Raw genomic sequence first — 26,004 nt, 5'->3', positions numbered from 1 at the left:
TCTCGTTCAGTGACGGTGCTGGCGGGTGACGCCGGCATCGAATTGCGCAACCACTTGCTGCCAGCCGGCCGCAATCAGCGCCTGGTCAGTGAGGTCGGAAGGGGCGGCGAGGTTGGCCTGGCGATTGAGCCAGATATCCGGTTCGGTACCGTGCACGCGCATCAGCAGCGAGCCGGCGGTGGCCGGTGCCTGGCTCAAGCCCAGGTAGGCCGAGGGCTCAAGCAATCGCCAGCGATGATCGCCACGGCTGACCGAACTGGCATCCTGGGCAAAGGGCGCGAAGCCTTCTTCGGCCAGTTGCGCCGGGCTGGGCAGCGCGCTTTGCTCCTGCTGCAACAGCTGGATCTCATCCAGGGTCACCCGCAGGTCGGCGTAGATGCCTTGCTCGGCGGCGCTCAGGTCGCGGCGCGCATCCAATTGATGGCTGGGCACGGCCGCCACTTCCTGGGATTCACCGTGCAGCGCGATCACCGAGCCTGCCACCGCGAGGATGATCAGGCACAACAGCAGCACGTAGAGGGTTTCATGACCGGCGCCGGCGGGGCGTACAACCTGTGTGGTCGTCATTGCGGCTGGATATCCGCTTGGTCGATTTCCACCACGTGGCCGGGGCCTGCATCAAACAACACGTAGAACTCGGCAGACGGTTTCTTGAAGGTCAGGGTCGAGTCCTCACCCAGCTTGCCGGGCACCAGGATGGTTTCGTCATAGCCGATCACATCGAGGGTCACGCCGGGTGCGCCGCTGCCGTCGGAGAAGCCGCCTTTGCACTGGATCTGCTCGCCGGGGATTTCCTTGCATTCACACATCGGGTTGTGGGCCAGGGCGACGGTACTGAAACCGGCGCACATCAGCAGGACGCCACAGGCGCGGGTCATGCGCATCAAAGTCATGGTTTAACTCCTTGCTTGTTCAGCCAGGCAATAGTGGCAGGCGAGGCCTGGCTCAACGGGATGGAACCCTGGTGCATCGTGCCGTCCCAGCCTTCCATGGTGACCCACAGTTCGGCGTCGGCGGGTGTGCGTTCCGGGATCGGCAGGCCAGCGCCCATGCGGTATGGCGTGCCAAAGAAGATCACCCCGGCGGCGCGCAGGCTGCGCGGCTTGCCGATGCGCAGGTAGGTGGCCTTGACCTGTTCGGCACAGGTGTCGCACAGGGCGGCATTGAAGAACTTCATTGGCCCGGCTGGGTCGGGGCGCGGGCCTTCATTGCGGAACTCCGCCAGGGTCAGGCTCCAGGGCCCGACCTGCACCTCACCGGCCACTCGCTCGCCGATGCCGGTGTCGCCACGAAACAGCGCCGCGTCAGCGAAGTACTTGGGCATGAAGCCCAGGGGGATCAGCAACAGCAGCACATTGATGTGGAAGCGCCATTTCAGCCAGAAGGCCCGCAGCGCCGAAGGTTTAGCAGCAGCGACCTTGCTCATGGGGTGACCTCCGAGGTTTCAGCCTGCCTGGCGGGGGCGGCCGCCGGCTTGTGTTGGGTCTTGGCTTCACGCTTGAGGGCATTGAGGGTGGCCAGGGCGGTGCGCTTGGTCCAGATCAGCAGGCCGCTCAACACCATCATGCTCATGATCAGGCCAAAGAATGCCCAGATCAGCTTGATCCAGATCCCACCAAAGTCGCCGGTGTGCAGCGGGCGCATGGATTCGGTGACGAACTCCAGCTTCGAGCGGTCGGACAGCAAGTGCGCCGCCGCGACTTCGCCGTCATAGGGGTTGATCTGCGCGGTCTGGAACATCAGCGGATACCAGCCGCGCCCGCCGATCTGCAGGTGGCTATAGGCATTGAGCGGCAGGCTGATGAAGCTCGCCTCCAGGCCAGGAATGCGCTGTGTGGCGATCTTGATCGCCTCGTCCACAGGAATCATGGGAGCCGGCACGCCGGGTGCCGACATCGGCACTTTTTCCCGTGCAATCACCGGGATGACCGGCTCGGTGGAAATCGAGATCTGGTTATCCCCCAGGATCGCCCGGATCAGGAACCAGATGCCGGTGACGGAGATCACCGCGATGAACCAGATCGACCAGATACCGCTCAAGCGGTGGAAGTCGCCCCAGAAGATCCGCGCACCATGGCGAATACGCAGGGTAGGGCGCAGGAATCCTTTCCAGAAACGCTTGTACACCACCAGCCCGGTGACCAACGACGCCAGCAACGGAATACCCAGTGCCGAGACCAGATACCAGCCCCAGCTGTAGCCATTGGTGAACGGCACTAGCCACCAGCCGTGCAGGGCACGGGTAAAGGCCTGGAAGTTGAACGACGGGCTGATGCCCTGGATCGCGCCGGTGTACGGATTGACATAGACCTCGACGGAGCGCCCGTCGGGGTAGCTGAGGTCGACGCTGAGGGCGAAATGGGATTCGTCGGGGCGGCTGATCGACTGGACGAACACCTGGGGTTCTTCGCGTTTGATCGCGGCGATCACCTGGTCATAGCTCAGCGGTTCGGCGTCGTCCGTCGGCTTGCTCGCGCGGATATCCGGGTTGGCCAGCCAGACGATCTCCTGGCTGACCACCGCCAGGGTGCCGGTGACGCAGACGATCAGTACAAAGAACCAGATGGGCAAGGCCAACCAGCTATGCACTAGAAACCAGAGTTTGGAGCGTGACTTCTTCGACATGTGAATGAGGGTCTTGATCGGAGGGGGGCAGTGAAGGCCCGGAAAAGGCCAGTCGTAGCTTTTGCTGACGCGACAGGCTGTATCTAAGTTAAGACGGATGAGAATGAGAAATCCCTAACCCGGATATGAAAGAAAATGTTTCAGGTTCACATTCAGGCCGATTAAACGCCTTGATCGAACACGAAACATGTTCCAAGCCATCACCCAAGCGGCATTGATGGGGCCCGGGCGCTGCGTAGGATGGGCTCATACCGTTGAGTGAGCCTAAGAAATGACTGCCAGAACCCTCTACGACAAACACATCGACTCCCACACGGTGTGCCCCCTGGATGACCAGGGCCATGTCCTGCTCTATATAGACCGCCAGGTGATCAACGAATACACCAGTCCCCAGGCCTTCAGCGGCTTGCGCGAGGCCGGGCGCACGGTGTGGCGTCCGGGCACGGCGTTGGCCGTGGTCGACCATGTGAACCCCACCACGCCCCAGCGTATCGCGGCGATGCCGGATGCAGGCGGCGCGCGCCAAGTGTCGTACCTGGCGGAGAACTGCCGGGACTTCGGCATCGAGCTGCTGGACATCCTCGACAAGCGCCAAGGCATCGAGCACGTGATCGCCCCGGAACAGGGTTTTATCCTGCCCGGCATGGTGATTGCCGCTGGAGACAGCCATACCACCACCTACGGCGCCCTCGGGGCCTTTGGTTTTGGCATCGGCACCTCGGAAATCGAACACCTGCTGGCTTCCCAGACCCTGGTCTACAAACGTCTGAAAACTATGCGCGTGACCGTAGACGGTGACCTGGCGCCAGGTTTGACCTCAAAAGACGTGATCATGGCGCTGATCGGCAAGATCGGCGCGTCCGGCGCAACGGGCTACGCCATCGAATTTCGCGGCTCCACCATCGACGCGCTGAGCGTCGAGGCGCGCATGACCATCTGCAACATGGCGGTGGAAGCCGGTGCGCGGGGGGCGTTCATGGCGCCGGACGAAAAAGTCTTCGCCTACCTCAAGGGCAAACCACGTGCACCTCAAGGCGAGCTGTGGGAAAAAGCACTGTTGGAGTGGCGAAAACTCCACACCGATGACGACGCGGTGTTCGACCGGGAGGTGCAACTCGACGCCACCACCCTGGAGCCCATGGTCACTTGGGGCACCAGCCCCGACCAGGCCGCGCCCATCGGCGCCCGCGTGCCCGACCCGCAGGACGTCAGCGACCTGATCCTGCGCCAGGACATGCGCCGTGCCCTCAACTATATGGGCCTGGAAGCCGGCATGCCGCTGAGCGAGATTGTCATCAGCCACGCCTTCATCGGCTCTTGCACCAACGCCCGTATCGAAGACCTGCGCGACGCCGCCAGCGTGGTACGTGGCAAACACGTGGCCGGCCACGTCCGCGCGATGATCGTGCCCGGCTCCACCGAAGTCCGTGACCAGGCCGAGGCCGAAGGGCTGGCGGCGATTTTCATCGACGCTGGCTTTGAATGGCGCCAGTCGGGCTGCTCGATGTGCCTGGCCATGAACGACGACGTGCTCGCCCCCGGCGACCGCTGCGCCTCCAGCACCAACCGCAACTTCGAAGGTCGCCAGGGCGCGGGCGCACGCACCCACCTGATGAGCCCGGCGATGGTCGCCGCCGCTGCCATTAGCGGCCACCTGACTGATATCCGCCACTTTGGAGCGCGCCCATGAGCCTGCAACCCTTCACCCTGGTCACCGGCAAGGCCGCGCCGATGCTGGCGGCCAACATCGACACCGACGTGATCATGCCCAAGCAATTCCTCAAGGGCATCGACCGCAGCGGCCTGGACCGCGGGCTGTTCTTCGACTTGCGCTGCTTGCCGTCCGGCGAGCCCAACCCCGACTTTGTGCTGAACCAGCCGGCCTGGCAGGGCGCGAGTTTCATGGTAGTAGGGCCGAATTTCGGCTGCGGTTCCAGCCGTGAACATGCGGTATGGGGCTTGAAGCAAATGGGCATCCGCGCGTTGATCGGTAGCAGCTTTGCCGGGATTTTCTATGACAACTGCCAGCGCAACGGGGTGTTGTTGATTACCCTGGACGAGGCGGTGCTGCAGACGTTGGGCAAGACCGTCAGCCAGGCAGACCAGGCGCAGATCAGCGTGGACCTTGAAGCCCAGGCGATTCGCTTGGCGGATGGTCAGGTGATTCCGTTCCAGATCGATACCCTGCGCAAAACCGCGTTGCTACTTGGCCTGGACGCCATTGGCACTACCTTGCAACGTAGTGAAGAGATCAGGGCCTTCGAACGCCAGCACCTGCAAGCCAACTCCTGGCTCAGCTGACACACAGCAGGACAAAGTGTGGGAGGGGGCTTGCCCCCGATTGCAGGGTGTCAGTCACTCAAAAGTTGACTGACCCACCGCCATCGGGGGCAAGCCCCCTCCCACATGTTCAATTGGGTTTGCAACGTCAGATCGACAACCCTTTGAAATGCTCCTGCAAAAACTCCACGCAGGCGCGCAGCTTCCCGGAATACGCCAACCGTGTCGGGTACACCGCCCACACGTTGGCGCTCTGGGTATACCCGTGCAGCACCTGCACCAGCTTGCCTTGTTCCAATAAAGGTTTCACATCCCACATCGAGCGCAGCAGCACCCCGCGCCCATCCAACGCCCACTGCAACACAATCTCGCCATTGTTCGACGACAACGGCCCGCGCACGCGTACGCTTTCCTGGGCGCCGTTGTGTTCCAGGTTCCAGATGCCAAACGCGTTATCGCGCTCCTTGAGCACCAGGCAGTCGTGCTGCTCCAGGTCACTCAACTGTTGCGGTGTTCCGCGGCGCTGCAGATAGGCCGGCGCTGCGCACAGTACGCGGCGGTTGCTCACCAGTCGGCGGCCAATGTGCTGGCCAGGAATGTCGTCGCCCACGCGGATCTCCAAATCGAAGCCTTCGCTGACGATGTCCACCACGCGGTCGAACAGGTCCAGGCGGATTTCCAGGTCCGGATACTGTTCCGCCAGCAGCGACAGGGCCGGCGCCACATGGTTGCGGCCGAAACCAAAGCTGCTGCACAGGTGCAGACGGCCACGGGGGCTGTCGTGGGCGTCGGAGAGTTCATCGGAAAGTTGCTGGAAGTCTTCCAGGATACGCACAGCCCAGCGCTGCACCCGCTCGCCGTCTTCAGTCAGGGCGATGCGCCGGCTGGTGCGGTGCAACAGGCGGGTGGCCAGGGTGGTTTCGAGGATCTGGATGCGCTTGCTGACATAGGCCGGCGACAACCCGAGTTCGTCGGCAGCCGCCGCAAAGCCGGCCTTGCGGATCACGGTCAGGAACACCCGCAGGTCTTCGGGTAGGGGCACGGTATCTTTCTTATTCGTCATCAGAAACAGGGCTGGCGGCATGAGCCGCCAGAATAGCACCGGATCGGTGTGCCTTCCGGCACACCCGGCCTTCTTCGGTTACTCGGCAGCGATCTTCGCTTGGGTGGCCGCGCGGGCATGTCGTCCGTGCTTGAGCGCGATAGGCGCCATTTTTTCGCGGTCCAGTTCACCTTCCCAGGCTGCCACCACCAGCGCGGCCACGGCATTGCCGATGATATTGGTCAGCGAGCGGCATTCAGCCATGAAGCGGTCCACGCCGAGGATCAACACCATCGCTGCCACCGGCACGGTCGGCACCACCGCCAAACTTGCCGCCAATGCGACAAACCCCGCGCCGACCACCGCCCCGGCGCCCTTGGACGTCAGCATGGCCACCGCCAGCAGCGTCAACTGCTGTTCCAGCGGCAAGTGGATATTGGTGGCCTGGGCCAGGAACAACACCGCCAGGGTCATATAGATGTTGGTGCCGTCCAGATTGAAGGTGTAGCCGGTCGGCACCACGATGCCCACTACGCCCTTGGAGGCGCCCAGGCTTTCGAGTTTCTGGATCAATTGCGGTAGCGCCGATTCCGACGAACTGGTGCCCAATACGATCAGCAGCTCCGACTTGATGTACCCCATCAGCTTGAAAATGCTGAACCCGGCGTAGCGGGCGATGCTGCCCAGCACCACGGCAATGAAGAAAAACGCGGTGATATAGAAGGTGCCCACCAGTTTCAACAGCGGCAGCAACGAACCGACGCCGTATTTGCCGATGGTGAACGCAATCGCGCCAAAGGCCCCGATCGGCGCGACCCGGCTGATGATGCCGACGATGCGGAAAAACACTTCGCTGGCCTGGTTGATTAAAGCCACCAACGGCCGGCCCTTTTCACCGACCATCACCAGGCCGACGCCAAACAGCACGGAAACGAACAGCACCGGCAGGATTTCACCCTTGGAGAACGCATCGAAAAACGTTGCGGGGATCACATGCAATAGGAACCCGACGATGCCTTCTCCATGTTCGGCCTGGCCGACAAAACCGGCGATGGCCGAGCTGTCGAGGGTCTTCACGTCAATATTGAAGCCGACGCCAGGATGCAGCAGGTGCGCGGCGAGAATGCCGATCAACAGGGCAATGGTCGAGACGACTTCGAAGTACAGCAGCGCCTTGCCGCCGACGCGGCCGACCTGTTTTACGTCGTGCATGCTGGTGATGCCGGACACCACCGTGCAGAAGATGATCGGGCCGATGATCATCTTGATCAGCTTGATGAAACCGTCGCCCAAGGGCTTGAGGTCGATGCCGATCTGCGGCCATTGATGGCCGATCAACACGCCTAGCGCGATCGCGATGAGCACCTGGATATACAGGGTTCCCAGCAGTTTTCTGATTGTCATTGTTATTATCTCGCAGTCTTTTTTGGGCAAGCAGACCCCGTCGCAGGCGTTGGCGCGCCTGCGTGGGGGAGTGAATCAGGGGGTCAGCGAAGGAAGGTCAGGACTTCGCCCAGCAACAATTCGGGAGCCTCTTCGGCAATGTAATGGCCAGCCGGCAGGGCCTTGCCGCGCACGTCGGTGGCGACTTTCTGCCATTCCTTGAGCGGCTCGAAACAGCGGCCGACGGTGCCTTCGGCGCCCCATATCACCAGCAACGGCAGGTTCAGGTGTTTGCCGGCGTCGATATCCGCCTGGTCGTGCTCAAGGTCGATACCGGCGGCAGCCCGGTAGTCTTCGCAGATGCCGGTGGCGGCGCCCGGCAGTTTCAGGCAGCGCAGGTATTCAGCAAAGGCCTCGTCGGTGAACGGCTTGAGCCCGGCACTGCGACTGCCCATCACGCTGCGCAGGTACAGCTCCGGGTTGCCCTCGATCAAGGATTCCGGCAACGGTGCCGGGCGGATCAGGAAGAACCAGTGCCAGTAGGCGCGGGCGAAGGCTTCGTCGGTTTGCGCATACATTGACAGGGTGGGGGCGATGTCCAGCAGCACCATGCGTTGCACGGCGGTCGGGTGGTCCAGGGCCAGGCGATGGGCCACGCGGGCACCACGGTCATGGGCCAGCACCGAGAACTGCTCAAAGCCCAGGGCTTTCATGAGTTCAACGCCGTCCCGGGCCATTTCGCGTTTTGAGTAGTTGGTGTGGTGGTCATTGGCCGGCGGCTTGCTGCTGTCGCCATAACCGCGCAGGTCGGCCGCGACCACGGTGAAGTGCTCGGCCAGTTGCTCGGCGATTTTGTGCCAGATGACGTGGGTTTGCGGGTGCCCGTGCAGCAGGAGCAGACCGGGACCTGTACCGCCTTTGCGGTAGCTGATGTCCACGCCGTTGACGTGGCAGCTGTCTTTTTGGAATCCGGCGAACATGGAATGACTCCTTGTGATGAGTGCCTGCATCCTGGAATCACGCGGCGTTCGGGGCAAGGGCGAAAACGTGGAGGGGTTGTTCATGAAGTGTGTAGGAGCCGGCGGGCCGGCTCCCGTCGATCAGCTTTGCTTGAACATATCCTCGGCGCGCTGGCGAATCTGCGCTTCGGTCAGGTCTTCCTTGTGGGTGGCCAGGAACCATACGTGGCCGAATGGATCCTTCAGCGTGCCGGAGCGATCGCCGTAGAACTGGTCCTTGGGTTCGGAGATCGGTGTGCCACCGGCTGCGATGGCTTGTTTGTATTGCGCATCGACGTCATTGACATACACATGTAAACCGACGCTGGTGTGGCCATCACGCGGGCTGCCAAACGCGCTTTCATCGCAGGGTGAACCCAGCATGATCGGCGAGTCACCGATGCGCAGTTCGGCGTGGCCGACTCTACCGTCGGGCATGTCCAGGCGCATGGCTTCGATGGCGCCAAAGGCTTTCTTGTAGAACTCGATGGCTTCGGCAGCTTTTTCGACGCCCAGGTAGGGCGTGACGCTGTGGAAACCCTCGGGAATGGGTTTAACGCTCATTTCGTTCTCCTTGGGTTGTTGTGGTTGTGGAGGCACGGCCTTTTCACTATAGGCCACGTATGGCGTGGCCTGCAGGCAACCGACGAGGTGTCTGCCAGGCAACAGCGAACAGGCAGATTGCTGCGCCATAAGCGGGCCGGGGCGTGTTTGTACCGGCAAACTGCCGGTTTCCGTGCCCGGCACAGAAGCTGCAATACCTCTGGCAAACCATTCGCCCGAGAGCGTTGTATGTCTGTACTGCCTGTGTCTGCCGATTACCCGATCCACACGCCCCATGCCGCATTGATCCGCGATGCAGCCGAGGCGATTGCCGTCGCCCACCGCGTCGCCGCCGTCCTCTTGGAACAGGACGCCGAGCGCGACCGCACTCGCCAGGTGCCCGCCGAGGTGGTGGACCTGTATTCCAACAGCGGCCTGTGGGGCATCAGTGTGCCGCGCGCGTTCGGCGGGGCGCAGGTGTCTTACGCGGTGCTGGCCCAGGTGATCGCAATTATTTCGGCGGCCGACCCGTCATTGGGGCAGATCCCGCAGAACCACTACTGCCTGCTGGAAGATATCCGCCTGCAAGGTACGCCCGAGCAACAGGCACACTTCTTTGGCCTGGCGTTGCAAGGTCACCGGTTTGCGAATGCGCTGTCGGAAACCGGCGGCAAGCACGTGCAGGACATCCAGGCCACTATTCGCCGCGAAGGCGACGGCTATGTGATCAACGGGCGCAAGGGCTATTGCACCGGCTCGCTGTACGCCCATTGGCTGGCGGTGCTGGCGCTGGATGAACAGCAAAATGCCCAGTTGGCCTTTGTGCCGCGTGGCACCGAAGGGCTGGTGGTGGTTGACGATTGGGACAGCATGGGCCAACGCACCACTTCCAGCGGGACGGTACTCGCGCAGGATCTGCGGGTGCCGGCATTCAATCTGTTTCCTACGCACAAATCCTACGATTCCCCAACGTTGGCCGGGCCTTTCGCACAACTGACCACTGCCGCCATCGACGCTGGCATTGCCCGCGCCGCGCTGCGTGACACGGTGCAGTTCGTGCAGCAATTCGCCCGGCCATGGATCGACGCCGGGGTGGAAAAAGCCAGTGAGGATCCACTAACCATCATTCAGGTCGGTGCCCTGGATATTCGCCTGGAAGCCGCCGAAGCCTTGCTCGACCGCGCCGGTTTTGCCCTGGACGCCGCGCGTCCGGCCCCAGATGAAGACAACGTCGCCCACGCGTCTCTGGCCGTCGCCCGCGCCAAAGTGCTGACCACTGAAATCGCGATTGAAGCCAGCAACAAACTGTTCGAACTGGGTGGCACCCGTTCTACCTTGAAGAAGCACAACTTCGACCGCCACTGGCGCAACGCGCGGGTCCACACCTTGCACGACCCGGTGCGCTGGAAGTACCACGTGGTGGGCAATTGGTTGCTCAACGGTGCCAAGCCGCCGCGCCATGACTGGTCGTGATCCATGGCCGAACTGTTCAAGAACATCTACTGGGCCGACATCGGCCAGGCCTGCCTGGAAACCCTGAGCATGCTCGTGGCTGCGCTGGGTTTTACCGTGCTGCTGGGGTTGCCCCTGGGCGTGCTGCTGTTTCTCACCGGCAAGCGCCAGTTGCACGAGGCGCTGGTGGTGTATCGGTTGTTGTCGGTGGTGGTCAATGTGCTGCGTTCGCTGCCGTTCATCATCCTGCTGATCGTGTTGATCCCGCTGACTACCTTGCTGGTGGGCACCTCCCTCGGCGTGCCGGGCACCATCCCGCCGCTGGTGGTGGGCTGTACGCCGTTCTTTGCGCGGCTGGTGGAAACCGCGCTGCGCGAGGTGGATCGCGGCGTGGTCGAGGCCACCCAGTCCATGGGCGCCAGCACCTGGCAGGTGATCCGCCACACCCTGTTGCCGGAGGCCCGAGGCGGGCTGCTGGCCGCAGTGACCGTGACCGCGATTGTGCTGGTGGACTACACCGCCATGGCCGGCGTGATCGGTGGCGGTGGTTTGGGTGACTTGGCGATTCGCTATGGCTACCAGCGTTTTCAGACCGACGTAATGGTGGTCACCGTGGTGCTGCTGTTGGTGCTGGTGCAGGCGCTGCAGATGACCGGTGACCGTTTGGTGGCGCGTTACAGCCGCCGTTGATTCCTATAACAACTGCCTTCGGAGCATGTATGAAAAAGTCCCTGGCCATTTTGGCCGCTGTCCTGTCGTTGAATGCCGTTGCCAATGAAAAGCTGGTGGTCGGTGCGACCCCAGTGCCCCATGCGGAAATCCTCGAGTTCGTCAAACCGGTGCTGGCCAAGGAGGGCGTGGACTTGCAGATCAAAGTCTTCACCGACTTCATCCAGCCCAATCAACAACTGTCGTTGAAGAACATCGACGCCAACTATTACCAATACCGCCCGTTCCTCGATGATTACAACAAAACCCGTCACACCGACCTGGTGCCGGTGGTGGGCGTGCATATCGAACCCTTTGGTGCGTATTCGACCAAGATCAAAAACATCGCGGAGCTGAAGGACGGTGCCACGGTGTCGATCCCCAACGACCCGGTCAACACTGGCCGCGCCCTGGTGCTGCTGGATGAAGCGGGCCTGATCAAGCTCAAAGACCCGAGCAACACCCTGAGCACGCCGCGCGATATTGCGGATAACCCCAAGCACTTGAAGATTCGCGAACTGGAAGGCGCCTTGCTGGCCCGTTCGGTGAGCCAGGTGGATTTGGCGTTTGTGTTTGCCAACTACGCCCTGGAAGCGGGGATCGATACCAACAGCGCGTTGATCGTGGAGAAGGGCAAGTCGCTGTACGTCGAGTACCTGGTGGCGCGGCCGGATAACATCAACGACCCGCGCATCCAGAAACTGGCCAAGGCGTTGAATTCCGATGAGGTGCGCCAGTTCATCCTGACCCGTTACAAAGGCCAGATTGCCCCTGGGTTCTGAGTCCAACACCGATCAACTGTGGGAGCTGGCTTGCCTGCGAAAGCGGTGGGTCAGCTTGCACATCTGCTACTGATACACCGCTTTCGCAGGCAAGCCAGCTCCCACATTGATTGGATTGTCACTTCAGGATTTGGGGGTGGGCTCCAACAACTGTGCACCTGGCCCGCACTCGCCGAGCTTGTCATCCTGATTACGCAACGGGCACGCCTCCATCGACAGGCACCCGCACCCAATACAGCCATTGAGCTTGTCCCGCAGCAGCATCAGTTTATTGATGCGCTCATCCAGGTCTTCCCGCCACAGTGCGGATAAACGATCCCAATCCTGCGCCGTGGGCGTACGCCCATTCGGCAAGGCCTGCAACGCCTCGCCGATCGTTGCCAGTGGTATGCCCAAACGCTGGGCAATCTTGATCACCACCACGCGCCGCAGCACATCCCGCGGATAGCGCCGCTGGTTGCCGGCATTGCGATTGCTCTTGATCAGCCCCTTGGTTTCATAGAAATGCAGGGCTGTGACCGCCACACCGCTGCGGGCGGCCAGTTGGCCGACGGTAAGCTCTTTGTTGAGCATGAAAAAACTCCCAGACAACGCTTGACCTTGACTTAACTAGAGGTTTTACCCTGCGTGGCATCGAATCGCAAGATTCTGCCTACAGAGGAAGGGGAGTGTTCATGCAGGTATCAGAGAAAAATCGCAGCTTCACTCAATTGATTGAATTTCAGATCGAGCCCCAGCAGCAAGTCGCCCTGGTGGCGGCCTTGACCACCCAAAGCGAACGCCTGGCCCAGGGCCACGGCGGCTTTATCAATGCAAGTGTGCAGGTCAGTGATGACGGACGGCGGGTGCTCAACTACCTGCAATGGCGCTCGCGTGAAGACGGCGAGGCGGCTTTCCAGTGCTTTGAGCATGGCGAGGAAGATTTCTGGACGCTGATCCGCGCCCATCAGGCCACGGCGGTGACCTTCGGTTCGTTCCAGGTGCTGCGCAGTTTCGAGCGCAGCCATGACAACGCGTTGCACTGCCGCCTAAATGGATAAATGCAGCATGCGCTCGCCTTGCACGTTTTCACCGGGTCGGCGCTTGTTCACTGCCAGCTCGCCGATCTTGATCAGGCGCGTACGTGTGACGTTGCGGCTCAAGCCCAATAGGTTGGCGGTGTGTACCTGGTTGTAATGGCTGAAACGATAGGCGGCACGTAGCAGGGCGTCCTCGACCTTTTCGTGCAGGGCGCCGGCCTGTTCCTCGAACAGCTTCTGGAAGGCGCGCGCGAGCAAGGCTTCTGCGCTGTTGTCGGTGCCATGCTGGCTGTCGTCCTGGCGTTCGATGCGCATGTTCGACAGGCGCAGGTCGTCCCGTTCGATCACGCCGTTACGGCAGATCAACAAGGTATGGTGAATCACGTTCTCCAGCTCGCGGATGTTGCCGGGCCAGCTGTAGGTCTTGAGTTTGTGCTCGGCCTCACGACTGATCGTGATCGGGCCGTAGCCCAGGCGCTGGCTGTAGGCTTCGATGAAGTGCCGGGTCAGCGGCAGGATATCGCCGGGGCGCTCGCGCAACGGGCTGAGTTCCAGGCTGACCACGTCGAGGCGATAATAGAGGTCTTCACGGAAATGCCCGGCATTGATGGCCTTTTCCAGTTGCACGTTGGTCGCGGCCAATACGCGCACATCAATCGGAATGCTCTTACGCGAACCCAGGCGTACGACTTCACGCTCTTGTAGCACGCGCAGCAGCTTCACTTGGATTGCCATCGGCAAATCGCCGATCTCATCCAGGAACAGGGTGCCGCCGTCTGCCTCTTCAAACCAACCGGCCTTGGCACTGAGGGCGCCGGTGAAGGCGCCTTTTTCATGGCCGAACAGCTCGGCTTCCACCAGGGATTCGGAGAATGCCCCGCAGTTCACCGCCACAAACGGTCGGTTGCGCCGCGCGCTGAGGTTATGGATGTGGCGCGCCACCAGCTCTTTACCAGTGCCGGTCTCGCCGATGATCAGCACGCTGGCTTCGCTCGGCGCCACTTGCTGGATATGGTCGAGCAACGCCTGGGATTTCGGGTCTTCGAAGACCTGGGCCGTGGCGCGGATCGACGTCGCGAGTGCGGGCGAGGGCGGTAGGGTCAACAGCTGCATGGGCACCTCTCTTAGGAATAGAACGTAGGAATTGGCAGGGATTGGTTCAACGCCCAATCCCCCAGTTCGTGAAGTTTGTAGTCCACCGGATCGTGCAGGGTCTGCGTACGCAGGTTGCGCCAGTGGCGGTCCAGCCGTAGCGAGGCGTGGGTGGAGCGCGCGCCAGTGACTTCGAACAACCGACTGCACAAGTCCAGCCCCTGACGGGTGGCGGCGACTTTGGCGGTGGCGATGGCAATGGCTAGCTGGCCGCGCTCGGTTTCGCTGAGGTTCGGGCCCTTGGCCCAGGCTTGGTCGAGCAACTCTGCGGCGTGCTCCACCAGCAGGCGGATACCTTCCAGGGCAACCCAGAACTCACCGTAGTGATGCAGCACGTAAGGGTCTTGGCGCACGTCTTCAGCCGAGGACTTATGCCAGGCGCGGGTTTCGGTCAGGGTGTAGTTGCGCGCTTCTTCGAAGGCGCCTTCGGCAATGCCGAGAAACATATGTGTGAAGGTCAACTGGGCGATCAGCGGGCGCAGGCAGGCAAAGGGCGTACTCAGTGGGCCGGGATCGAGCAGCAATTCGGATTCTTCGACGCGCACCCGTTCGAAGCTGGCGCTGCCGCTGTCGGTCTGGCGCTGGCCGATATTGTTCCAGTCGTTGTGCAAGGTGATGCCGCTGCGCCCGCTCGGGATTGCGGCGATCAGCAGCTTGCCGCCGGCGGTTTCGTCCACCGCCGAGGCGATCAGCATTTCCGAGTCGCTGGCGCCGGAGCAGAAGCTCTTTTTGCCGGAGAACTCGCGCCAGCCGCCGAAGTCCTTGACCACCGTGCGGGTGTCCAGCGGGTTGAGGGCGTTGCCCCAGAACCAGTTTTTGCGCGCGGTCTGTTCGAACCAGGGTTGCCATTGGTCCGGGCGCGCAAAAAGGCGCACGGTGGCAAGCATCAGGTGGTGGAAGCCGAAGACATGGGCGATGGAACTGTCGACCTTGGCGAATTCGCGCACGATGCCCAGGGTTTCGCTCCAGCGTGCGCCGAGGCCGCCGTATTGGGTGGGGATGCTCAGAGCCAGCAGGCCGCTGTGGCGCAGGGCGTCACGTTCGGCTTTGGGCGTGCCGCCGCGCTCGTCGCGCTCGACGGCGGTGAGGGCGAATTCGGCGGCCAGCAGTTTGGCGGTCTGCAAGGGGGAGGGCAGGACGCTGTGGGGTTTGGCTGTCACGGGGTTTCCTCTATTTTCCTTGTAGGAGCTGGCTTGCTGTGGTGAGCAGGCTTGCCCTGCGCTGGGCTGCGAAGCTGCCCCCCTTGCGTCGGCGGCGAACCCGTCGGGGGACAAGCCCCACTCACCACAACAAGCCGGCTCCTACAGAAGAGCAGCGGTTCAGGCCTTTGTCGTTGGCAGTACATCGTTGGCAATCATTTCGCCAAACGGGCCCGTGAGGTTCGTGACGCCACGTCCGGCCAGGCTGGCGTAGGGTTCCGGTAGCAGCGGGAACACCAGTTCGGCGAAGCGATACGCCTCTTCCAGGTGCGGATAGCCGGAGAAGATGAAACTCTCGATCCCCAAGTCCGCGTATTCCTTGATGCGCTCGGCGACTTGTTGCGGGTTGCCCACCAACGCCGTGCCGGCACCGCCGCGCACCAGGCCGACGCCGGCCCACAGGTTGGGGGCGATTTCCAGGTTGTCGCGGCGCCCGTCGTGCAGGGCGGCCATGCGCCGCTGACCTTCGGAGTCAAAACGCGAGAAGGATTTTTGCGCGGCGGCGATGGTTTCGTCGCTGATGTGTTCGATCAGTTTGTCGGCGGCTTTCCAGGCGTCCTCTTCGGTTTCGCGCACGATCACATGCAGGCGAATGCCGAATTTCACCGTGCGCCCGTGGCGTGCGGCGCGCTCACGCACGTCCGCGAGTTTTTCTGCGACGGCGGCAGGCGGTTCGCCCCAGGTCAGGTAGACGTCGACCTGCTCGGCGGCAAGGTCGTGGGCGGCGTCGGAGGAACCGCCAAAATACAACGGTGGATAAGGCTTCTGCACCGGTGGGTAAAGCGCCTTGGCGTTCTGCACGCGCAGGTGTTTGCCTTCGAAATCTACCGATTCGCCCTGCAACACACGACGCCAGATCCGTAGGAATTCATCGGAGACTTCGTAACGTTCACTGTGGTCGAGGAAACTGCCGTCGCCACGGTTTTCATCCGGGTCGCCGCCGGTCACCACGTTGATCAGCAAGCGGCCGTTGGACAGGCGATCCAAGGTTGCCGCCATGCGTGCAGAAACAGTCGGCGAGATGATGCCCGGACGAATCGCCACCAGGTAACGCAGGCGTTCGGTCAGCGGCACCAGCGCCGAGGCGATGACCCAGGAGTCTTCGCACGAACGCCCGGTTGGAATCAGCACGCCGTAGTAGCCGAGATTGTCAGCGGCCTGAGCGACTTGTTTCAGATAATTGAGGGTGACCGGCCGTGCACCTTGAGTGGTGCCCAGGTAATGCCCGTCGCCATGTGTGGGTAGAAACCAGAAAACATCCATGACCAATCCTTAAGCGATTTTCAGCAGAGAGAGGGAGTGCGCTGCAAACAAAGGCGCTGCACGTTCTGCCGCCAGTTGAATACGGGCTTTTAATAGTTCACTGGTTATTTGGTAGTCGGTGAAGTCGGCTTCGGTGGCGTACACACCGATCGGCAAGGTCAACGCCTGGAAAAAGCTGAACAGCGGACGCAATTGGTGATCGAGCACCAGCGCATGGCGTTCGCTGCCGCCGGTGGCGGCAAGCAGTACCGGCGTGTTGATCAGGGCATTGAGGCCGATCAAGTCGAACAGATGCTTGAGCAGGCCGGGGTAGGAGCCGCGATACACCGGCGCGGCAACGATCAGCAGGTCGGCCTGTTCGATGGCCAACAGTTGGGATTCGACGTCTGCCGGCAGTTCGTCACGGGACAGCGCACCTCCCAGAGGCCGGGCAATGTCGCCCAGTTCGATCAGGGTGGTCTGGATCGGCAACAACGTAGCCAGTTCGGCGAGCACCGCTTGGGTCAGCACCAGGGTGCGTGACGGGCGCCAGGTTCCACCGGAGAGGGCAACGACATTCAGGGGACGGGTCATGAACAGTTCCTTTTTCAACAGAGGTGCAGAACGGGTGGGTGCAACCTGTTGAGCAAGAGCTATACCAACGGGCGCGAGCCTTGATTGGCGTGGGTTGCAGGCTTGCTGCCGAAAAGTGTCGCTGTTGTCTGGCTGGTGATTTGTTGATTGGCTGTTGCGCTGGCAACAGTTGCGTGGGCAACAGTGCCGATGCGGCGTAGCACCCGTTATAGAGGGTTGGATTTATTCCGTAAATGAACGTATTTCCATATTTATAGATCATAAAGAAATATGGAGGTCTTGCTATTGGAGGTGTCTTGGCGGTTGATAGCGACTATCAAGGCAGGTGATTTTTCACCGTGCGGGGCCGGGAGTAGCCTGTGTTCATTGACTCGAAACCTCCTTTGCAGGGCCACCGCCATGAACCGATTTCTCGCTGTTTCCTTATTGATTGTCAGCTCAGTCCTCGCCGGATGTGCGACCCATCCTTCGCCAGAATTGCGTCCCTACACGGCGGAAGAAACCAAGCAGTTGGCCCTGGAAGCATTGAGTCGTCGTGGTTTATCGTTTGATGAATACCAACAACAGCGCGCCGCGCTGACCGGCCAGCCACAGAAGCCTTTCGGCTTTGATCGCCAGGGCGAAATGAATGCCGAACGCAGCGTGACCCTGCATGGTCGTCCCAGTTGAGCCCGCGCCTGACGGCAAAAAGCCCGAGGATTCCCCTAAGGAACCTCGGGCTTTTTGTTTGCCATGGTGCGACTTCAGCCTGTTAAGCTGAATTTCAGGAGCGTTCCTACGCACATTTACATAAAGTGGTCCTTCTTTAATGGCATTCGATCGGTTAAACCTGACGACCTCTGTTCCGGTCCGTGCCCCTGAGACGCTGCTCTCGGGAACCTGCTCTGCGAGTTTTTAACGTCATGAATAAACGTCCGCTGTATTTCGACTACGCCGCCACCACCCCGGTGGATGAGCGGGTCATCCAGGTAATGGTCGAGTGTCTGGGCTTCAATGCCAATTTCGGTAACCCCGCGTCCAGTTCCCATGCGTTCGGCCAGGCGGCCCGGCATACGGTCGAGCAGGCGCGTCGCCAGGTGGCCGAATTGGTCGGTGCCAACCCCGAGCAAATCGTCTGGACCTCCGGCGCCACCGAATCCAACAACCTTGCAATCAAGGGCGTGGCCCAGGCACGAGGCGTGGCGGGTGGGCATATCATCACCAGCCAGATCGAACACAAGGCCACGTTGGATACCGCCCGGCAACTGCAGGAAGCCGGCGTGGCCGTCACGTACCTAGTGCCGGATGCCGATGGGCTGATCAGTGCCGATGCCGTCAGCGAAGCCTTGCGTGAAGACACGTTCCTGGTCTCGCTGATGCTGGTGAACAACGAACTGGGCACCCTCAACGACATCCCCGCCATCGGCGCGCGAGTGCGTGAACACGGCGCGTTGTTGCATGTGGATGCGGCGCAGGGCGCGGGCAAGGTGGCAATCGATCTGGCGCAATGGCCAGTGGACCTAATGTCGTTTTCGGCCCACAAGTTGTATGGCCCCAAAGGGATCGGCGCGTTGTACGTCGGCCCACGGGCGCAGCAGAAGGTGTTGGCGCAGATTCACGGCGGCGGTCATGAAGGCGGCCTGCGCTCCGGCACTCTGGCGACCCATCAGATTGCCGGCATGGGCACCGCGTTTGCCTTGGCTGCGGCGTCTTTTACTGAAGAAAAGGCGGTGATCGTCGCCTTGCGTCAGCGCTTGCTGGATCAATTGGAAGCGGTGGCCGGCGTGCGCCTCAATGGCAGCGCGACGCAGCGTATTCCACATACCCTGAGCCTCACGTTTGGCGAAGGCGAATTCAACGCCGCTGCGTTGAGTGCGGGGATCGCGTTTTCCGCGACCTCGGCCTGTAATTCGGCGAGCAATGCGCCGTCCCACGTGCTCCTGGCGTTGGGCCATGATGCACGCAGCGCCGGCCGCACCATTCGCTTGAGCCTCGGCCGGTTTACCACCGAGCAGGATATCGACCAGGCGGTGCAATTGATCAAGGCAGCCCTGGCCAGTGCACCGGCGTTCTGGGCGGTCTGATTCATTTATCGCAATACATAATAATTATTCGTGGTTAGCAGGAGACACAATGAGTACGCAGCCTTTGACCCATGGAACGGTTCCCCAGCGCCTGGCGCACACCCGTGAACTGATGAACCGCGAGGGCATTCACGCCCTGCTGGTGCCGTCGGCCGACCCGCACTTGTCCGAGTACCTGCCGGGTTATTGGCAGGGGCGGCAATGGTTGTCGGGGTTTCATGGTTCGGTGGGGACGCTGATTGTTACTGCGGATTTCGCCGGCGTGTGGGCCGATAGCCGTTACTGGGAACAAGCGACCAAGGAACTCAAGGGCAGCGGCATCGAATTGGTGAAACTGCAGCCGGGCCAACCCGGACCGCTGGAGTGGCTGGCCGAGCAGACGCCGGAAGGTGGCGTCGTCGCGGTGGACGGTGCAGTGATGGCCGTGGCCTCGGCGCGTACCTTGGGCGGCAAGTTGGCAGAGCGCGGTGCACAACTGCGTACTGATATCGACCTGTTGGATGAAGTCTGGAAAGACCGTCCGACACTGCCGAACCAGCCGATCTATCAACACCTGCCGCCTCAGGCCACCGTCAGCCGTGGTGAGAAACTCGCCTCGCTGCGTGCGGCCTTGAAAGAGAAAGGCGCCGACTGGCACTTCATCGCGACCCTGGACGACATCGCCTGGCTGTTCAATCTGCGTGGAGGGGATGTTTCGTTCAACCCAGTGTTTGTGTCCTTTGCGTTGATCAATCAACAGCAGGCCACGTTGTTCGTGGCGCTCGGCAAAGTCGATGCCGAGCTGCGGGCGGTGCTGGAACAGGATGGCGTGACGCTGCGCGACTACAGCGAAGTGGCGGATGCCTTGCGTAGGGTGCCGGCGGGCGCCAGTTTGCAGGTCGACCCGGCTCGCGTTACCGCTGGCTTGCTGGAAAACCTCGATACCGGTGTCAAGCTGATCGAAGGTCTCAACCCAACGACACTTGCCAAGTCGCGCAAGAGCCTGGCCGACGCGGAACATATCCGCCAAGCCATGGAGCAGGATGGCGCGGCGCTGTGCGAATTCTTCGCCTGGCTGGACAGTGCGCTGGGTCGCGAACGTATCACCGAACTGACCATCGATGAACACCTGACCGCTGCGCGCACCCGTCGCCCCGGTTATGTGTCGCTGAGTTTCAACACCATCGCCGCCTATAACGCCAACGGTGCGATGCCGCATTACCACGCCACTGAAGAAGAGCACGCAGTGATCGAAGGCGATGGCCTGCTGCTGATCGATTCGGGCGGCCAGTACCTCGGCGGCACCACGGATATCACGCGGATGGTGCCAATCGGTGCGCCGAGTGAGGAGCAGAAGCGCGACTGCACCCGTGTGCTCAAGGGCGTGATTGCCTTGTCCCGTGCGCATTTCCCGAAAGGCATCCTGTCACCGCTGCTGGACGCCATTGCTCGCGCGCCGATCTGGGCCGAAGGCGTGGACTACGGCCACGGTACCGGGCACGGCGTAGGCTATTTCCTCAATGTGCATGAAGGTCCGCAAGTGATTGCCTATCAGGCGGCCACTGCGCCGCAAACGGCGATGCAGCCGGGGATGATCACTTCCATCGAACCGGGCACTTACCGCCCGGGACGCTGGGGCGTGCGTATCGAGAACCTGGTGCTGAACCGCGAAGCCGGCAAGACTGAGTTCGGCGAGTTCCTCAAGTTCGAAACCCTGACCCTGTGTCCGATCGACACGCGCTGCCTGGAACCGTCGCTGCTGACGGCAGACGAGCGTGAGTGGTTCAACGCTTACCATGCCGAGGTACGTGAGCGTTTGAGTCCATTGCTCGACGGTGCCGCGCTTGAATGGTTGCAGGTGCGCACTGCGGCTATTTGACCGCCTGCAGTTCCGGGGCCTGGGCCAAAGCGTCGGCCATATAGTCGACGAATGCCTTGACCCGGGCCGACTGGCGGCGATTGGGTGCTGACACCGCATGGATCGGCAGTGGTTGCGGGGTGTAGTCCTGCAATAACGCAATCGCGCGGCCGGCTTTCAAATCGTCATGGAACAACCACAGGGGCGACAGCGCAATGCCAAGCCCCGTCAACACCATCTCCCGCACCGCTTCGGAGTTGTTGCTCTGGGCGTTGCCGGTGATGCGCACGCTGTGTCGCGTGCCATTCTTTTCGTAAACCCACTGGTTCTGGCTGCTGAGCAGGTTGAACAGCAGGCAGTTGTGCTGGCAGAGATCCTGCGGGGTTTTCGGTGTGGGATGTTTGGCCAGGTAGGCCGGGCTGGCCAGGGTGACGCGGTGGGTAGTGCCGATCTGCCTGGCGATCAAGCCGCTGTCGCGCAGTTCACCGATTCGCAGGGTTACGTCCAAGCCTTCGCTGACCATGTCCTGCAGGTGATCGTTGAGTTGCAGGTCTACTTGTACGTCAGGGTATTTCTGCAGGAAATCGCTCAAGCGTGCAGCAATCTGCAGTCGCCCGAAACTCACCGACGAACCCACTCGCAATGGGCCGGCGATCGCCTCTTTGCCGGTCTGGAAACTGTGTTCGGCGGCGTCCACGGCGGCGAGGATTTCACGACAATGGCTGTAGTACCGCTGACCTTCGTCGGTCAGGGACAGTTGGCGTGTACTGCGGGCAATCAGCTTGCCACCCAGTTCGGTTTCCAAGGCACGCAGGACTTTGCTGATGGTGGGTTGGGTAGTTTGCATTTCCCGGGCGACGGCGGAAAAACTGCCGCGTTCGATCACTCGAACGAAAACCGCCATTGCGTTGAGTTTATCCATTGGGGGTTCCAATTCATGCCTATTTAGCATAGGCACTATAGTCTTTTGGTGTCTTATCGGCATGAGTTGGCTGGCGGATCATTGATTTCATTCTTCGATGACGCGAGATCGCCAACATGACTGATATGCACGCTTTGATTGTGGATGCCGTGGACGCGCCGTTCCGGCTGACGACAATTCCCAAACCGGTAGCAGGCGTTGGCCAAGTCCTGGTCCGAATCAGCGCCAGTGGCCTTAACCCTTTGGACGGGAAAATCCGCGCAGGCCAGGCTGCCCACGCCCGGCAGCCATTACCGGCAGTGCTCGGCATGGATTTGGCAGGCACCGTGGAAGCGATAGGTCCTGACGTCGGTGATTGGCATGTGGGCGATGATGTCTATGGGTTGGCGACCGGCATTGGTGGCGCACAGGGCTCGTTGGCCGAGTACGCGGCCGTCGATGTCCGCTTGCTGGCGAAGAAACCTGAGGTGTTGAGCATGCGTGAAGCGGCGGTATTGCCGCTGGTGCTGATCACTGCGTGGGAGGGCTTGGTGGACCGGGCGCATGTAGGCTCCGGGCACAAAGTACTGATACAAGGCGGCGCGGGGGGTGTAGGGCATGTCGCAGTGCAGTTGGCGATTGCTCGCGGAGCGCAGGTGTATGCCACGGGTTCCGCCAGGCATCGCTCAGTAATCGAGGGGCTGGGTGCGACGTTTATCGACTATCAGCAGCAGACGGTCGAAGAGTACGTCGCGCAGCACACCGCGGGCGAAGGCTTCGACATTGTGTATGACACTGTCGGCGGCGAAACGCTGGATGCATCCTTTCGAGCCGCCAAGACCTATCACGGTCATGTGGTGAGTTGCCTGGGATGGGGACAACACAGCCTGGCCCCACTGTCGTTTCGTGGGGCGACCTACTCGGGTGTGTTCACCTTGCTGCCGTTGCTGACCGGTAAGGGGCGTGAGCATCACGGGCAGATTCTTGCCGAGGCAGCGCGCTTGATCGATGCCGGTAAGCTCAAGCCGATCCTGGATGGGCGTGCATTCAATTTGCACAGTGCGAACGCCGCCTACGATGTGCTCGCAAGCGGCGCGCAAGGGCGCTTGGCGATTGAGATTTAAGTCAGGGCTTCACGCACAAAATCCAGACGGTCCTGACCGAAGAACAGCTGGTTGCCGACAAATAGGCTGGGCGCACCGAACACACCGCGTTGAACGGCCTGTTCGGTGTTGTCCTTGAGGGTGGCCTTTACCGTCTCGTCATTGGCCAAGGCCAGAACCTCTTCGGGATTAAAACCGTGTTCGGTAAGCACGGCAGCAACAACGGCAGGGTCTCCCAAGTGACGGCCATCTACCCAGAGGGCAAGGAACAGGCAATCCACAAAGTCATCGAAGCGCTCGGGTTGGCGCAATTGAATGCCGGTGACCGCTCGCATCAACAGCAGGGTGTTGATGGGAAAGTGCGGGTTGAACTTGAGCGGTACGTTGTAGCGGCGGGCATAGCGCGCCAGGTCATCAAACATGTAGCGACCTTTGGCGGGTATGGTGATGGGAGAGGCGTTGCCCGTGGCCTTGAACACGCCGCCCAATAACATGGGCTTATAAATCAGCTGCGTACCGGTTGAAGCGCACAGTGCGGGTAACTGGGTGTAAGCCAGGTAGGTGGCGGGGCTGCCGAGGTCAAAGAAGAATTCCAGGGTTTTACGCATGGTCGATGCTCGCTGCTTATTATTGTGGGGTCGTGCTTACCAGGGTTCATTCCAGGGACGCAGGTCCAGTTCAAATGTCCAGGCGTCGCGTGGCTGGCTGTGCAGGTACCAATAGTTCTCGGCGATGTGCTCGGGGTTGAGGATACCGTCCTGGTCCTTGAGCGCGTATTTCTGCGGGAAATTGTCACGAATGAAGTCGGTGTCGATGGCGCCATCGACCACCACATGGGCGACGTGGATGTTCTTGGGCCCCAGTTCCCGCGCCATGCTTTGCGCGAGTGCCCGGATACCGTGCTTGGCGCCAGCGAAGGCGGCAAACCCTGCCGCGCCACGCAATCCTGCGGTGGCACCCGTGAACAGAATGGTGCCTCGATTACGCGTGACCATACGCTTGGCCACTTCGCGTGCATTCAGGAACCCGGAGAAGCAAGCCATCTCCCATATCTTGAAATACTTGCGCGCGGTTTCTTCCAAGATGCTGCACGGCACGTTGGCGCCGATGTTGAACACGAAGGCCTCAATTGGACCCAGCTCGGTTTCGATCTGTTCGATCAGCGTAATGACGTCTTCTTCTTTACGGGCATCGCAGGCAAAGCCATGGGCTTCACCGCCTGTCGCGTGGATGCTGTCTACCAGCGGCTGCAATTTATCGGCGCTGCGGCGGGTGACACACGCCACGTAGCCTTCGCGGGCAAAACGTTTGGCAATGGCGCCACCCGTTGCGTCTCCGGCGCCCACTACCAATACGATTTTCTTGTTGTGCGTCATGGGAACTCTCTTGGCTCGATGGTCGAGCAGGAGTTTAGACGCAGCGGCGAGAAGGGCTGGGTTTGTAGCTGGAATTTAATGAGAGCAGTTAGGGGGTGACTGCTCAAGCGACTACTTGCAGATGACGATCATGCTGCGGCTGGTGTAGCCAGCAGGGTTGAGGCCGAAGGGGTAGTCCCCTGGTTCCTCGGAATTGTCGCCGGACTTTGCGATAACCCGGTAGCCCTTGGCGCCGCAAGAGTTGGTTGCGCTGGTGTAGCACTGGTCCCAGGAAGAAGACAGGCCGGAACAGTTGATATGCAGCCCTTTTTTGCCACGTTTCACTTCTGTCTTGGTGGTCGCGGCACAACCGGTAATCGCCATGACCATTAACAGTATCAAAATTCGCTTCATTCCTATCCTTAATAGCCGGCCCGCAATACTACAGGCTGGCTTTACTCGCTCTCGGGTGTAGCGTTCGCGCTGTCCTTGTCGAAATTCTCCATGAATGACATTCGTTTACGGCTTAAACATGGCCTAAATGAGTGGTAAATACCAGAGCTAGATTCAAACAGCCTTCAATCCGCTGGTACCAGCGGCTTTGACTCGCTGCGCATCGTCACAGTAGCGCCTACGGAGGCCAGGATGATGCACGTGATCGCCAGCCACTGTGCGAGTGACAGGTGTTCGTGAAGGAACAACAGGCCGGAGAGGGCGCCGAACGCCGGTTCGATGCTCATGAGTGTGCCGAAAGTTCGGGCGGGGAGGCGCGTCAGTGCAACCATCTCCAGAGTGTAGGGGAGGGCGGTGGACAGAATGGCGACTCCGATGGCGAGCGGGATCAGGGCAGGCGTCAGCAATGCGCTGCCTGCATGGACGATACCGATAGGGGCAACAAACAAGGCCGCGATCATTACGCCAAGGGCGGCGGTCTGTACGCCGTTGTCATTACCGGCTTTCTGACCATACAGAATGTAGAGCGCCCAGCAGACCCCTGCACCCAGGGCGTAACCCGCACCCAGTAAATCGATACCGCTGCTCGCTTCGCCCATCGGGATAAGTAAGAGCAAGCCGACGATCGCCAGGGCAATCCAGAGGAAGTCGACCGCGCGCCGAGAGGCATAGATCGCAACGGCAAGCGGGCCTGTGAATTCCAGGGCGACCGCAATCCCAAGAGGTACGCTGCGCAAGGACATATAGAAGAGGAAGTTCATGCCGCCCAATGCCATTCCGTAGACGATCACCGTCCGCAGGGACTTTGCCGTCAACTTGGCGCGCCATGGGCGTAATAGAAGCAGCATGATCACGCTGGCGAAAATCAGGCGCAGTGCCGTGGTGCCTTGTGCGCCGACGATAGGGAACATGCTCTTGGCCAGCGAGGCGCCGGACTGGATGGAGGCCATGGCGATCAGCAGCAGGCCGACGGGGAACAATGTCGAGGCCAGGCTGCGGGGGGAGGTGGTCATTTGGGAGTGTTCGTCCGAAGTCATATTAAGAGAAACGTCGGCGCTATGATGCTTAACTGTTTGAGGTTGGGCAATATATTGCTCAATTATCCTTGTCGAGAGGTTAAAAAAGGCGGATTTAGCGGTTTTCAGCCCCGTTGATAGAAAAAACAAATTAAGGGTTGACTGCAGATTTTAGAAGTCTATAATTCGCCCCACTTCCGGCGCAATCGAAACGGAAAACTCCTTGGCAAACAATGAGTTATGTAAGTTTCGGCGGC

28 protein-coding genes are annotated in these 26,004 nt (G+C 60.9%); 10 read left to right on the top strand and 18 right to left on the bottom strand.

Translation table 11 applies throughout. The features are described 5' to 3' along the window. Positions 1-6: 6 nt before the first annotated feature. The 4 genes from WH299_RS23985 to WH299_RS23970 are packed head-to-tail and all read right to left on the bottom strand — an operon-like array spanning position 7 to position 2,625. Complete coding sequence (locus WH299_RS23985) at positions 7-567, bottom strand: DUF6162 family protein (RefSeq protein WP_028615798.1); 561 nt, start codon at positions 565-567, stop codon at positions 7-9. Further along, positions 564-893 (bottom strand): hypothetical protein, encoded by a 330-nt coding sequence (locus WH299_RS23980; protein ID WP_016980241.1) that lies wholly within the window; start codon positions 891-893, stop codon positions 564-566. Before WH299_RS23980 ends, WH299_RS23985 begins: the two co-directional genes overlap by 4 nt. Continuing rightward, complete coding sequence (locus WH299_RS23975; RefSeq protein WP_025859107.1) at positions 890-1,426, bottom strand: hypothetical protein; 537 nt, start codon at positions 1,424-1,426, stop codon at positions 890-892. The genes WH299_RS23980 and WH299_RS23975 overlap by 4 nt, the downstream gene beginning before the upstream one ends. Further along, positions 1,423-2,625 (bottom strand): PepSY-associated TM helix domain-containing protein, encoded by a 1,203-nt coding sequence (locus WH299_RS23970; RefSeq protein WP_016980239.1) that lies wholly within the window; start codon positions 2,623-2,625, stop codon positions 1,423-1,425. Before WH299_RS23970 ends, WH299_RS23975 begins: the two co-directional genes overlap by 4 nt. A 271-nt stretch (positions 2,626-2,896) precedes the next feature. Here WH299_RS23970 and leuC point away from each other — a divergent pair, with 271 nt between their 5' ends. Both leuC and leuD read left to right on the top strand, forming a co-directional pair. Further along, positions 2,897-4,315 carry a 3-isopropylmalate dehydratase large subunit gene (gene leuC / locus WH299_RS23965; protein ID WP_122725433.1) on the top strand — a complete coding sequence of 473 codons (1,419 nt, stop codon included), beginning with the start codon at positions 2,897-2,899 and terminating at the stop codon, positions 4,313-4,315. Continuing rightward, positions 4,312-4,926: a 3-isopropylmalate dehydratase small subunit gene (gene leuD / locus WH299_RS23960; protein ID WP_122725435.1), complete on the top strand. Its 615-nt coding sequence runs from the start codon at positions 4,312-4,314 to the stop codon at positions 4,924-4,926. The genes leuC and leuD overlap by 4 nt, the downstream gene beginning before the upstream one ends. A 127-nt stretch (positions 4,927-5,053) precedes the next feature. Here leuD and WH299_RS23955 read toward each other — a convergent pair whose 3' ends face one another. The 4 genes from WH299_RS23955 to WH299_RS23940 form a co-directional block, all read right to left on the bottom strand. Continuing rightward, positions 5,054-5,968, bottom strand: coding sequence for a LysR substrate-binding domain-containing protein (locus WH299_RS23955; protein ID WP_204937098.1), 915 nt, complete (start codon positions 5,966-5,968; stop codon positions 5,054-5,056). A gap of 78 nt (positions 5,969-6,046) precedes the next feature. Continuing rightward, positions 6,047-7,351, bottom strand: coding sequence for a dicarboxylate/amino acid:cation symporter (locus WH299_RS23950; RefSeq protein ID WP_339551478.1), 1,305 nt, complete (start codon positions 7,349-7,351; stop codon positions 6,047-6,049). A gap of 83 nt (positions 7,352-7,434) precedes the next feature. Then, positions 7,435-8,310, bottom strand: a complete 876-nt coding sequence (locus WH299_RS23945; protein ID WP_122725440.1) for an alpha/beta fold hydrolase — start codon at positions 8,308-8,310, stop codon at positions 7,435-7,437. A 120-nt stretch (positions 8,311-8,430) separates the two neighbouring features. After that, positions 8,431-8,892 carry a VOC family protein gene (locus tag WH299_RS23940; RefSeq protein ID WP_122725443.1) on the bottom strand — a complete coding sequence of 154 codons (462 nt, stop codon included), beginning with the start codon at positions 8,890-8,892 and terminating at the stop codon, positions 8,431-8,433. A 228-nt stretch (positions 8,893-9,120) separates the two neighbouring features. Here WH299_RS23940 and WH299_RS23935 point away from each other — a divergent pair, with 228 nt between their 5' ends. From WH299_RS23935 to WH299_RS23925, 3 genes are read left to right on the top strand one after another with little or no spacing between them, the layout of a single operon-like run. Continuing rightward, positions 9,121-10,344: an SfnB family sulfur acquisition oxidoreductase gene (locus WH299_RS23935; protein WP_095015385.1), complete on the top strand. Its 1,224-nt coding sequence runs from the start codon at positions 9,121-9,123 to the stop codon at positions 10,342-10,344. Between the two features lie 3 nt (positions 10,345-10,347). Beyond that, positions 10,348-11,013, top strand: coding sequence for a methionine ABC transporter permease (locus tag WH299_RS23930; RefSeq protein WP_099493837.1), 666 nt, complete (start codon positions 10,348-10,350; stop codon positions 11,011-11,013). 29 nt (positions 11,014-11,042) lie between these two features. Further along, on the top strand, positions 11,043-11,813 hold the full coding sequence (locus WH299_RS23925) for a MetQ/NlpA family ABC transporter substrate-binding protein (RefSeq protein WP_068932470.1): 771 nt from the start codon (positions 11,043-11,045) through the stop codon (positions 11,811-11,813). 123 nt (positions 11,814-11,936) lie between these two features. Here WH299_RS23925 and soxR read toward each other — a convergent pair whose 3' ends face one another. Then, positions 11,937-12,386: a redox-sensitive transcriptional activator SoxR gene (gene soxR / locus WH299_RS23920; RefSeq protein ID WP_323624968.1), complete on the bottom strand. Its 450-nt coding sequence runs from the start codon at positions 12,384-12,386 to the stop codon at positions 11,937-11,939. A gap of 101 nt (positions 12,387-12,487) precedes the next feature. On the opposite strand from soxR, the gene WH299_RS23915 reads away from it, so the two are divergent. After that, positions 12,488-12,853 carry an antibiotic biosynthesis monooxygenase gene (locus tag WH299_RS23915; RefSeq protein ID WP_026000062.1) on the top strand — a complete coding sequence of 122 codons (366 nt, stop codon included), beginning with the start codon at positions 12,488-12,490 and terminating at the stop codon, positions 12,851-12,853. Here WH299_RS23915 and WH299_RS23910 read toward each other — a convergent pair. From WH299_RS23910 to msuE, 4 genes are all read right to left on the bottom strand, one after another. Further along, positions 12,842-13,945: a sigma-54 interaction domain-containing protein gene (locus WH299_RS23910; protein ID WP_126571450.1), complete on the bottom strand. Its 1,104-nt coding sequence runs from the start codon at positions 13,943-13,945 to the stop codon at positions 12,842-12,844. The two genes, WH299_RS23915 and WH299_RS23910, sit on opposite strands and share 12 nt — an antisense overlap. 11 nt (positions 13,946-13,956) lie before the next feature. Beyond that, the gene (locus tag WH299_RS23905; protein ID WP_122684572.1) at positions 13,957-15,144 is read right to left on the bottom strand and encodes an acyl-CoA dehydrogenase family protein; all 1,188 of its coding nucleotides are present in this window, start codon (positions 15,142-15,144) and stop codon (positions 13,957-13,959) included. A 159-nt stretch (positions 15,145-15,303) separates the two neighbouring features. Then, a complete protein-coding gene (gene ssuD, locus WH299_RS23900) occupies positions 15,304-16,446 on the bottom strand; it encodes an FMNH2-dependent alkanesulfonate monooxygenase (protein ID WP_339551477.1) in 1,143 nt (380 codons plus the stop codon). A 9-nt stretch (positions 16,447-16,455) separates the two neighbouring features. Further along, positions 16,456-17,019: an FMN reductase gene (gene msuE / locus WH299_RS23895; RefSeq protein ID WP_028615810.1), complete on the bottom strand. Its 564-nt coding sequence runs from the start codon at positions 17,017-17,019 to the stop codon at positions 16,456-16,458. 399 nt (positions 17,020-17,418) lie between these two features. Between msuE and WH299_RS23890 the strand changes: the two genes are divergently transcribed. From WH299_RS23890 to WH299_RS23880, 3 genes are all read left to right on the top strand, one after another. Continuing rightward, entirely contained in the window at positions 17,419-17,688 is a 270-nt protein-coding gene (locus WH299_RS23890) for a hypothetical protein (RefSeq protein WP_028615811.1), read from the top strand. Positions 17,689-17,921: 233 nt separating this feature from the next. Further along, positions 17,922-19,082 (top strand): aminotransferase class V-fold PLP-dependent enzyme, encoded by a 1,161-nt coding sequence (locus WH299_RS23885; RefSeq protein ID WP_122725459.1) that lies wholly within the window; start codon positions 17,922-17,924, stop codon positions 19,080-19,082. Between the two features lie 49 nt (positions 19,083-19,131). Then, complete coding sequence (locus WH299_RS23880; protein WP_339551476.1) at positions 19,132-20,940, top strand: aminopeptidase P family protein; 1,809 nt, start codon at positions 19,132-19,134, stop codon at positions 20,938-20,940. Here the strand turns inward: WH299_RS23880 and WH299_RS23875 are convergent. Continuing rightward, positions 20,933-21,841, bottom strand: a complete 909-nt coding sequence (locus tag WH299_RS23875) for a LysR family transcriptional regulator (protein ID WP_339551475.1) — start codon at positions 21,839-21,841, stop codon at positions 20,933-20,935. The two genes, WH299_RS23880 and WH299_RS23875, sit on opposite strands and share 8 nt — an antisense overlap. Positions 21,842-21,957: 116 nt before the next feature. Between WH299_RS23875 and WH299_RS23870 the strand changes: the two genes are divergently transcribed. Next, the gene (locus WH299_RS23870; RefSeq protein WP_122725466.1) at positions 21,958-22,944 is read left to right on the top strand and encodes a zinc-dependent alcohol dehydrogenase family protein; all 987 of its coding nucleotides are present in this window, start codon (positions 21,958-21,960) and stop codon (positions 22,942-22,944) included. On the opposite strand, the gene WH299_RS23865 is transcribed toward WH299_RS23870, so the two are convergent. From WH299_RS23865 to rhtA, 4 genes are all read right to left on the bottom strand, one after another. After that, positions 22,941-23,531 (bottom strand): 2-hydroxychromene-2-carboxylate isomerase, encoded by a 591-nt coding sequence (locus tag WH299_RS23865; RefSeq protein WP_339551474.1) that lies wholly within the window; start codon positions 23,529-23,531, stop codon positions 22,941-22,943. The two genes, WH299_RS23870 and WH299_RS23865, sit on opposite strands and share 4 nt — an antisense overlap. Before the next feature lie 36 nt (positions 23,532-23,567). Then, on the bottom strand, positions 23,568-24,299 hold the full coding sequence (locus WH299_RS23860) for an SDR family oxidoreductase (RefSeq protein ID WP_339551473.1): 732 nt from the start codon (positions 24,297-24,299) through the stop codon (positions 23,568-23,570). A 111-nt stretch (positions 24,300-24,410) separates the two neighbouring features. Then, on the bottom strand, positions 24,411-24,692 hold the full coding sequence (locus WH299_RS23855; protein ID WP_028615818.1) for a hypothetical protein: 282 nt from the start codon (positions 24,690-24,692) through the stop codon (positions 24,411-24,413). Between the two features lie 164 nt (positions 24,693-24,856). Then, the gene (gene rhtA / locus WH299_RS23850) at positions 24,857-25,744 is read right to left on the bottom strand and encodes a threonine/homoserine exporter RhtA (RefSeq protein ID WP_126571457.1); all 888 of its coding nucleotides are present in this window, start codon (positions 25,742-25,744) and stop codon (positions 24,857-24,859) included. Positions 25,745-26,004: the final 260 nt, after the last annotated feature.

Origin of the sequence: Pseudomonas sp. MYb541 (assembly GCF_037479595.1) — a bacterium.
Lineage (GTDB): Bacteria > Pseudomonadota > Gammaproteobacteria > Pseudomonadales > Pseudomonadaceae > Aquipseudomonas > Aquipseudomonas canadensis.
This window is presented reverse-complemented; position numbering and strand designations above follow the sequence as displayed.